The following is a 7,775-nucleotide window of genomic DNA, read 5'->3' on the forward strand; positions in this document are numbered from 1 at the left end:
TTCTGTGCCACTGGGGCGGTTTGTGGGTAGTCGATGGTGACCGTGGCTTCGTTCGATACCAAACCGTTGATGTCTTCAACGCTATAGCTGATTGGGGTTGGGTCTGCGGTAAAGCCATCTTCTGGGGTAAAGCTGATTGCCCCAGTGTCTGCATCCACATTCCAGCTGCCTTCGCCATCTACCACGACTGATTTGCCATCAGCGGCAATGATGCCACCGGCTGGTGATTGGGTGATGATGACGGTGGTTGGGTCAAGATCTTCTTCAGCATCGGTGTCGTTGGCCACCACGTCTACCACGACAGTCTCACCAGAGTCACCAGTGTCTGCATCGTTCTGTGCCACTGGGGCGGTTTGTGGGTAGTCGATGGTGATGGTAGCTGGGTCAGACTTTAAGTTGGTGCTGTCCACTACGATGTAGTCTACAGGTGTTGGATCACCTGTATAACCGTCCTCTGGTGTAAAGGTCACAGCGCCTGAGGTAGGATCAACGACCCATTCTCCTTCGCCTGTGACCGTCAACGTAGTTACTTCATCACCATTGTCTGGGTCAATTAGCTTGACGGTCGTTGGGTCGATATCGCCCTCAAGGTCGGTGGCGTTATCTAGCACATTGATGACGACTGGCTGACCAACACTGCCTGTTTGAATCTCATCTTCAACGTTTGGCGCCGTTGGTGGGTAGTCGACGGTTATAGTGGCTTGATTGGATTTGTTGCCAGTCAAGTCAGACACTATATATGCCACTGGAGTTGGATCAGCAGTAAAGCCCGCCTCTGGGGTAAAAGTGACTGCTCCTGTTTCTGGATTCACGCTCCATGTGCCTTCACCCGGTACGGTTAGACTGGTGACTTCAAGTCCAGTGTTTAGATTGATTAGTTTGACACTAGTTGGGTCAATATCGCCCTCAAGGTCGATAGCACTACTTAACAAAGTAATAGTAACCGACTGCCCCAAACTACCAGCTATAACTTCATTTTCTACCAATGGCGGCGTATTATCTTCAATGAGGGTGTCATCTCGACTGTTGCTACTTGTACTCGCTAATAGTCCGGCAATTCCCAATCCAGCAGCAGCAGGTATCCACCAAGGGATGACAGCTGCATAGACTTCCCCGCCCAATGCTTGCCCTTCCACGTCACCCACTTCTAATTGAGTAACATAATCATAGGTTTCACCAGTATCTGGAATATAGTAGTAATACTCACCATCTTCAGCAATACCTAGTAGAGCACTATCTGCACTGTCGTAAAAACCTTCAACAATAAGATCGCTCTCTTCGCCTTCTTTTTCAAATGAGACATGGAGGTCGTTCTTAATACGTTTAGTAATAATATGGTTAGGAGCACGGTTTATGGCATTGTCATGAAACTCGTAATTCACTCTTTCTGAGGCTTGAATAACTGTAGGTATGCCATCTTTTGTGACGACTTCTATCTGGCTTACAGTCTCAGTAGTATTATTAGTTTTTACGATGATAGTATTCATTGGTTACCCTTTTTTAAATGCTTTGTTGCCGCTTGAAATACTTTTATGATGCGGCTTTATTTATAATATAAATATACTTGTATCAATTACCCACGCGTTCTTCGACCACAGCGACAACACGGCGGTTAAGCTGACGGCCAGCAGCTGTATCGTTGGTAGCTCTAGGCTGTAGTTCACCATAACCGATAGCATTTAGACGTTCAGGATCGATACCAAACTGAGTAATCAATACTTCTTTTACGGCATCTACGCGTCGTTGTGATAGTGATTGATTATAGCGTTCGCTTGCCCGACTATCGGTATGCCCCTCGATAGTAACCATAGTGTTTGGGTATTGAGCCATGAATTCTGCGACTTCAGATATTTTAGAATAGTATTCAGGCTGTACTACAGATTTGTCCGTTTCAAACAGCACTTCAAGTTCGATGGTCACTTTTTCAGCTAATACTGGTACTACTGGCAAAGCCTCAGGTATCGGCGTTATAACTGCTGTTGGTACTGCGCAGTTGGGTACCACTCGGCTAATTTGATGAGTTTGATAACGTTTGGTTTCTAGTAATGGTAAAGCACTATCACTCGTTATTTGTTCCAGTGTGCTTTTGCCAAAAGCATCCATGTCAACATAGAAAAAGTATGTTTGTCCACCATCAAGTTTATAGTCTGTCTTATCTGCCAACAAATCATTGTCTTTAAAACCAGTAGCATGAGCACTTAACTGATTGCTACCAACGCAAGAGTTAACGGCCGTATAATTGCCAGGGTGCAAGCTCACCTGATATCTATTATTGACAGAAATATTGGCACTGGTTTGTTCTAGGTCATCATCACTTTTACGAATAAACACCAGTCTCGTTTCATTAGCATTGACTTCTTTTGCTAGCACATCACGAAAATCCATGTCGACTTGATTATTCCACATGACGTTATTCACTCTACGACTGTCACCTTCATTATCAATACCACTGTTGCCTGTGACAGCACAGCCAGAAACACCAAGTAGAATAGTAGGTAAAACAATAGTAGCCATAGCTTTCTTTAGTACTTTTTCCATGATGATTTCCTGATTAATAATTTTTGGGTAGGTATTTAAGTCTTACTTTAACTTCAGTTGTTGCACAAATCATGCCATGTGTTTGTGTGATGAAAACCTTTAAATATACGCAAGCTGCAAAATATTCGCGGTTCATTATCTGACATAGACGATACAAATAAAAGAAACTAACCGACTGTTATGTACTCTTATGGTAAGTCCATCACTGTGTCATCAACACTATAAAACGGATCTTATGCATTTAGACTGAGCCGCATTCACTGATACTTAGCAATTGGCAATTTACTAAGGTTTTAGCGCCAGAACTATACTATTCCATTCCAATGCATAGCTAACTTCCCACAAACTACAGCCTGCTTATGATTGGTGACTTTCTCAAACCCCAATGGTAAAAGACTCTACCCTACAACCTAAAAGTATATTTAGCATTAATGCCGTAATAATATTGATAACGAAAATGATTATCATTACAATAGACGCTTAACATACTTGCTGGAAAACCCAATGCAACTGTCTCGCTTATATTCTGCTTTATCTCGCATCAATACTGTAAAAACATCTCGCCACACGCGATCATCAAGCGCGCGGCACTCAGCCTATCTGTCTACATCAATACTATTATTAGGCGCAAGTCATGCAGCATGGGCGCAGACAGATATAAACACTGATTCTTCGTCTGTCTCTCCCAGTGTGGTGCTTGATACCATCGTCGTCACCAGTAGCGCCGATGCGTCAGCGTCTGGACTACCGAGCGCTTATGAGGGCGGACAAGTCGCAACCGGTAGCCGTGTTGGACTCTTGGGTAATCAAGATATTATGGATACTCCTTTCTCCACCACCTCATACACCAATGAATACATTGACCTATGCTGTCAAATCTGTAGACATTGACTTGGGAGATTTTAGTTACGCAGCCTGACGATAAAAGTCAAACCATACCTGTCTTGGCGTTTTATAGCCTAAACCCTTTTGGATTCTAGTCTGGTTGTACTCAAGCTCAATATATTTAGTGATATCACTGATGGCTTCAAACCTTGTTTTATAGTCTTCGTGATACACCAACTCATTCTTTAATATGCCCCAGAAGCTTTCTATGGGCGCATTATCAAAGCAATTGCCACGCCTGGACATTGAGCCCTTAAATTTATGCTTCTTAATGATCTTATGATAGTCATAACTACAGTACTGACTGCCTCTATCAGAATGCACAATCAGCTGTTGGTTGGGTCGTTTGTTCTTGATGGCCATATTGAGTGCACGGCAAACTAAATCTGCTGTCATTCGCTTATTGATGGCATAGCCGACAAGCTCTTTGGTGTAGAGGTCTTTAACACCTGCTAAGTATAGCCAACCCTCATTGGTCCAGACATAGGTAATGTCACTAACCCAAGCTTCGTTAGGACGACTGGTATGGAATTTTTGGTCGAGCAGGTTTGGATAGATAAACTTGTTATGGTTTGAGTTGGTGGTAACTTTAAAACGCTTGTGACGACGGCAAGCAATGCCGTATTCTTCTTTAATGCGTCTTACCATGTATTGACTGATATGATGGCCTTGCTCTGCAAGATGAGCATGCAATCGCTCACAGCCATAACGCTGCTTAGTTTCATCATGAGCCACGCGCACTAGCAGCTCACACTGGTTGCGGTGGATCTGCTGATTACTAACACCACGATTTATCCAGTTGTAATAGCTTGATGGCTTGACATCTAATACGTGACACATACAGGTGATGCTAAATATCTTCTGATTATCCTTGATAAAGACGTACTTCATCAACTGTCACTGCGTGCATAGCCCTTCGCCTTGCGTCACTAAAACAGTCTCCCAGACTGTTTCTTAACGTTCCTCATTCGCGAAGTACGCCGTGGCCTTTTTTAGAATATCTCGCTCTTCCTGAGCAACTTTTAGATCACGTTTAAGACGTTTATTCTCTTCTAGTATAGCCATGAGCTCAGGATCATATTCTTTAGTACCGATCAGCTTGCCTTTATCAGCTTTGTTTTGCCAGTTAGATAATGTCTGCATGGCGATGCCAAGCTGCTTTGCAGTCGCTGAAACATTGCCCTTATTATCTGCTATCTTTTTAACGGCTTCAGCTTTGAATGCTGCACTATAGGTTCTGATTTTCTTAGTCATGATAAACTCCTCATTGAGTCGTTAGTTTACCAAGTTTGGTTCTACAGTTTTTTCAGCATAGCTCAAAACATTGTTTACATTTAGACAAAGTTATAAACGTTGATATATATACATAAAAAGCTAATATGGTAACAACAGTACAAAAATTATGGCTTAATATTTTTTATAATAAGAATTATTATTTTAATAATATTGCTACAAATACAAAATGATTTTGGAAGTTTATCTTAAAAATGAAACGTCAATAAATTAAGTGATTTATCTATAGGAGGTCAATTGCTATGAACAGCATAACCGTACTATTATCGGCTAAATCAGCCAATTTAGTAGGTTGCCAGATTATCAAGGCTGCTCGAATGCTGTTTGCCTGTAGCATTACTCCTTCACTAACGTTAGTTAACATAGTGACCGATAACATCGCTCTTCGTTCCAAAAATCATCAATATATCCCTCGTATAACACCGCACTTGCAGGTTTACTTACCCAAAGTAAAGCCTTCTATCGTCCAGCGCATAACACCTGATAAGAACATACTATTAAAAAATATGGCTCACTCCATCATCGGTGGTCTCTGTAATACATTTACCGTTCTGCACAAGTCTGTATATGGTCAAACACCATACAGCCAAGAAACCAAAAGCCATAAGCCAAATCTCTTTCAATTTCATGCTGACAACATCTTAGTAAAACGAGATGAAATAGAGGCTATGTACTTCAGTATCATGAGTTGCAGCAATGCTATGTCAATCACTACTGGTGATACTGAGCATGTCTTCCAAACCATTATCCAGCTATCGCCAACAAAAATTAAGGACAACAAAATTCACTTATGATTCTAGATTGCAACCTAGTTTAGAATTCTTTAATCAAGGATGATTCTATGAAAACTATAACCGTTAAGGCCAACAATCAAGTAGGGACAGTTGTTGAACACACTGTGATCACACAAAACAATATACCCACAGTCATACAAGCTACTGATAAAACGAATTATGAGATTTTTGATGTAGCAGCTGGACGAGCTCCTAATAATATTGTCACCAAACGCGTGAATAAAGACCTACATGTTTCTTTTGAGAATAATAGCCAGAACCCTGATCTCATTATTGAAGGGTTTTATGATATTGATAGCGCGCTCGTCGGTGCTGCTGGAAATGGAAATTACTATTACTACCTTCCTGATACAGGTGACGTGACTGACTACGTTACTGAGATGCAGGTAGGCGAGGTGCAAAGTCACTCTCTGGGCGGAAATGCGTACTCCAGTCCTTGGTGGATAGGGGCAACAGATGCTGAAGGGTTTGCAGCGTTACCATGGTTGTTGGGTCTAGCAGGTGCAGGAGTCGCAGCAGCAGCTTTAGGGGGAGGGAGTAGTAATAATAACGATGATAATTCAGAAGTAGACACTACCGCCCCTGATGCCCCAAGTATTGATGCTTTCGACGGTACGACCGTTACAGGTAGTGCTGAGCCTGGCAGTCGCGTAGATATCTTAGATGCAGATGACAATATCATTGGTACGGGAGCAGCAGATGCTACCACAGGTGCTTACGAGGTAACTCTTGATACACCGCTTGCCAATGGTGAGACGATTAATGCCATTGCTACCGATGCGGCAGGTAATACCTCAGTAGAATCTGATCCAGTAAACGCCCCCGACACTACTGCTCCTGATGCTCCAAGTATTGATATTGGTAATGGTGACGCCTTGATCACCGCTGATGAGATTAGTGATGATCAAGTCACTGTCTCTATTGGTTTACCAGATAATGCTTCTGTAGGTGACACTGTTACTGTTAATGGTATCGACCAGCTAATAACCGATGATGACATCGTAAATGGTATGGCAACCGTAACTATTGATGCACCACTAGAAGGTCAATCACTGCAAGTCACTGCCAGTATCACAGACATAGCTGGAAACGAGTCGACGGCTGTTACAGTTAATGCTACTCGAGACACAGATGATGCGCCTGAAGCGCCAGACGGTGTAGCTATCGGTAACGGAGATGCCTTTATCACAGCTGACGAGATAGAGGGCAATCAGGTAGATGTTATTGTTGATTTGCCAGAGAGTTCGAGTGTTGGTTATACCGTGATTGTCAACGGTGTCGAAAAAGTTTTGACTAATGACGATATTGAAGCTGGTAATGTTGAGGTGGAAATACCTGCACCAGAGGAAGGAGCTGCATTAGAGGTTTCTGTCAGGATCGAAGATACGGCTGGTAATATCTCCCCTGCTGTAACGGCCAACGCTATTCGAGACACCACAGCCCCTGACACACCGCTTGCAGCACCAGTCATCACCGACAACGTAGATGGCAATGGCGATTTGCTTGATCCTGTCGAAATCATCCCTGATGACGGCATCACCAACGACAACACCCCAGGTGTGGTCATACCAGATAGTGAATTGGCTAACGGCACACCGACATTGTTGGTCGATGGCGAGGCCGTACCAGCCACCTTAGTGGATAACACCCTAACGCCTGACACCCCACTTGCTGATGACACCTATGACATCAGCTACACCATTACAGATGCTGCCGGTAACGTGAGTGCCGCGTCTCCTGCGACCACCATAACGGTTGATACCGTGGCGCCTGGCGGCGAAGCAGATGCCGCTATCGCAGCACCAGTCGTGGTCATTGACGACGAAGCAGATGATGGGGTCAATGCAGAAGAGTTTGCAGATGGCGTTCAAACCCAAGTGACCCTGCCATCTGGCACGGTTGCAGGCGACACAGTAACCTTGACGGTAACTCTGGCTGGTGGTGATCCGATCACCGTTGAGTACGAAGTGACTGAAGATGATCTTGATGCAAATCTTGGTAACGGTATTGTTGACGTGACCATTCCAAATGATGCAGACGATGGCATCACTGCCGATGGTGAGTATAGTGTGACCGCCACCGTAACTGACGCGGCTGGTAACGTGAGTGCGCCTAGTAACGCGGTGAGCTTTACCGTTGACACCACAGCCCCTGACACACCGCTTGCAGCACCAGTCATCACCGACAACGTAGATGGCAATGGCGATTTGCTTGATCCTGTCGAAATCATCCCTGATGACGGCATCACCAACGACAACACCCCAG

At 43.9% G+C, this 7,775-nt stretch carries 5 protein-coding genes and 1 pseudogene; 3 read left to right on the forward strand and 3 right to left on the reverse strand.

Features of this window, described 5'->3' with window-relative positions; all coding sequences use genetic code 11:
- Together NJD71_RS13165 and NJD71_RS13170 are read right to left on the reverse strand one after the other, a co-directional pair.
- The coding region (locus tag NJD71_RS13165; protein ID WP_319052365.1) for an Ig-like domain-containing protein at window positions 1-1,487 on the reverse strand (1,487 nt) is incomplete at its 3' end.
- Window positions 1,488-1,569: 82 nt separating this feature from the next.
- The gene (locus NJD71_RS13170; RefSeq protein WP_319052366.1) at window positions 1,570-2,538 is read right to left on the reverse strand and encodes an OmpA family protein; all 969 of its coding nucleotides are present in this window, start codon (window positions 2,536-2,538) and stop codon (window positions 1,570-1,572) included.
- Between the two features lie 504 nt (window positions 2,539-3,042).
- Between NJD71_RS13170 and NJD71_RS13175 the strand changes: the two genes are divergently transcribed.
- Window positions 3,043-3,429 carry a hypothetical protein gene (locus NJD71_RS13175; protein ID WP_319052367.1) on the forward strand — a complete coding sequence of 129 codons (387 nt, stop codon included), beginning with the start codon at window positions 3,043-3,045 and terminating at the stop codon, window positions 3,427-3,429.
- Between the two features lie 15 nt (window positions 3,430-3,444).
- On the opposite strand, the pseudogene NJD71_RS13180 reads toward NJD71_RS13175, so the two are convergent.
- A pseudogene (locus tag NJD71_RS13180) lies at window positions 3,445-4,677 on the reverse strand (IS3 family transposase).
- A 281-nt stretch (window positions 4,678-4,958) separates the two neighbouring features.
- On the opposite strand from NJD71_RS13180, the gene NJD71_RS13185 reads away from it, so the two are divergent.
- Complete coding sequence (locus NJD71_RS13185) at window positions 4,959-5,510, forward strand: hypothetical protein (protein ID WP_319052368.1); 552 nt, start codon at window positions 4,959-4,961, stop codon at window positions 5,508-5,510.
- Between the two features lie 47 nt (window positions 5,511-5,557).
- Window positions 5,558-7,775 (forward strand): Ig-like domain-containing protein (locus NJD71_RS13190; protein ID WP_319052369.1); only part of this gene is annotated, 2,218 nt, incomplete at its 3' end.

The organism is Psychrobacter sp. PP-21 (assembly GCF_033790785.1).
Taxonomy (GTDB): domain Bacteria; phylum Pseudomonadota; class Gammaproteobacteria; order Pseudomonadales; family Moraxellaceae; genus Psychrobacter.

Excerpts from the sequence above, each read along its gene's own strand:
- NJD71_RS13185 (WP_319052368.1), top strand. The coding sequence starts at position 4,959 with ATGAACAGCATAACCGTACTATTATCGGCTAAATCAGCCAATTTAGTA.
- NJD71_RS13175 (WP_319052367.1), top strand. The coding sequence starts at position 3,043 with ATGCAACTGTCTCGCTTATATTCTGCTTTATCTCGCATCAATACTGTA.
- NJD71_RS13170 (WP_319052366.1), bottom strand. The coding sequence starts at position 2,538 with ATGGAAAAAGTACTAAAGAAAGCTATGGCTACTATTGTTTTACCTACT.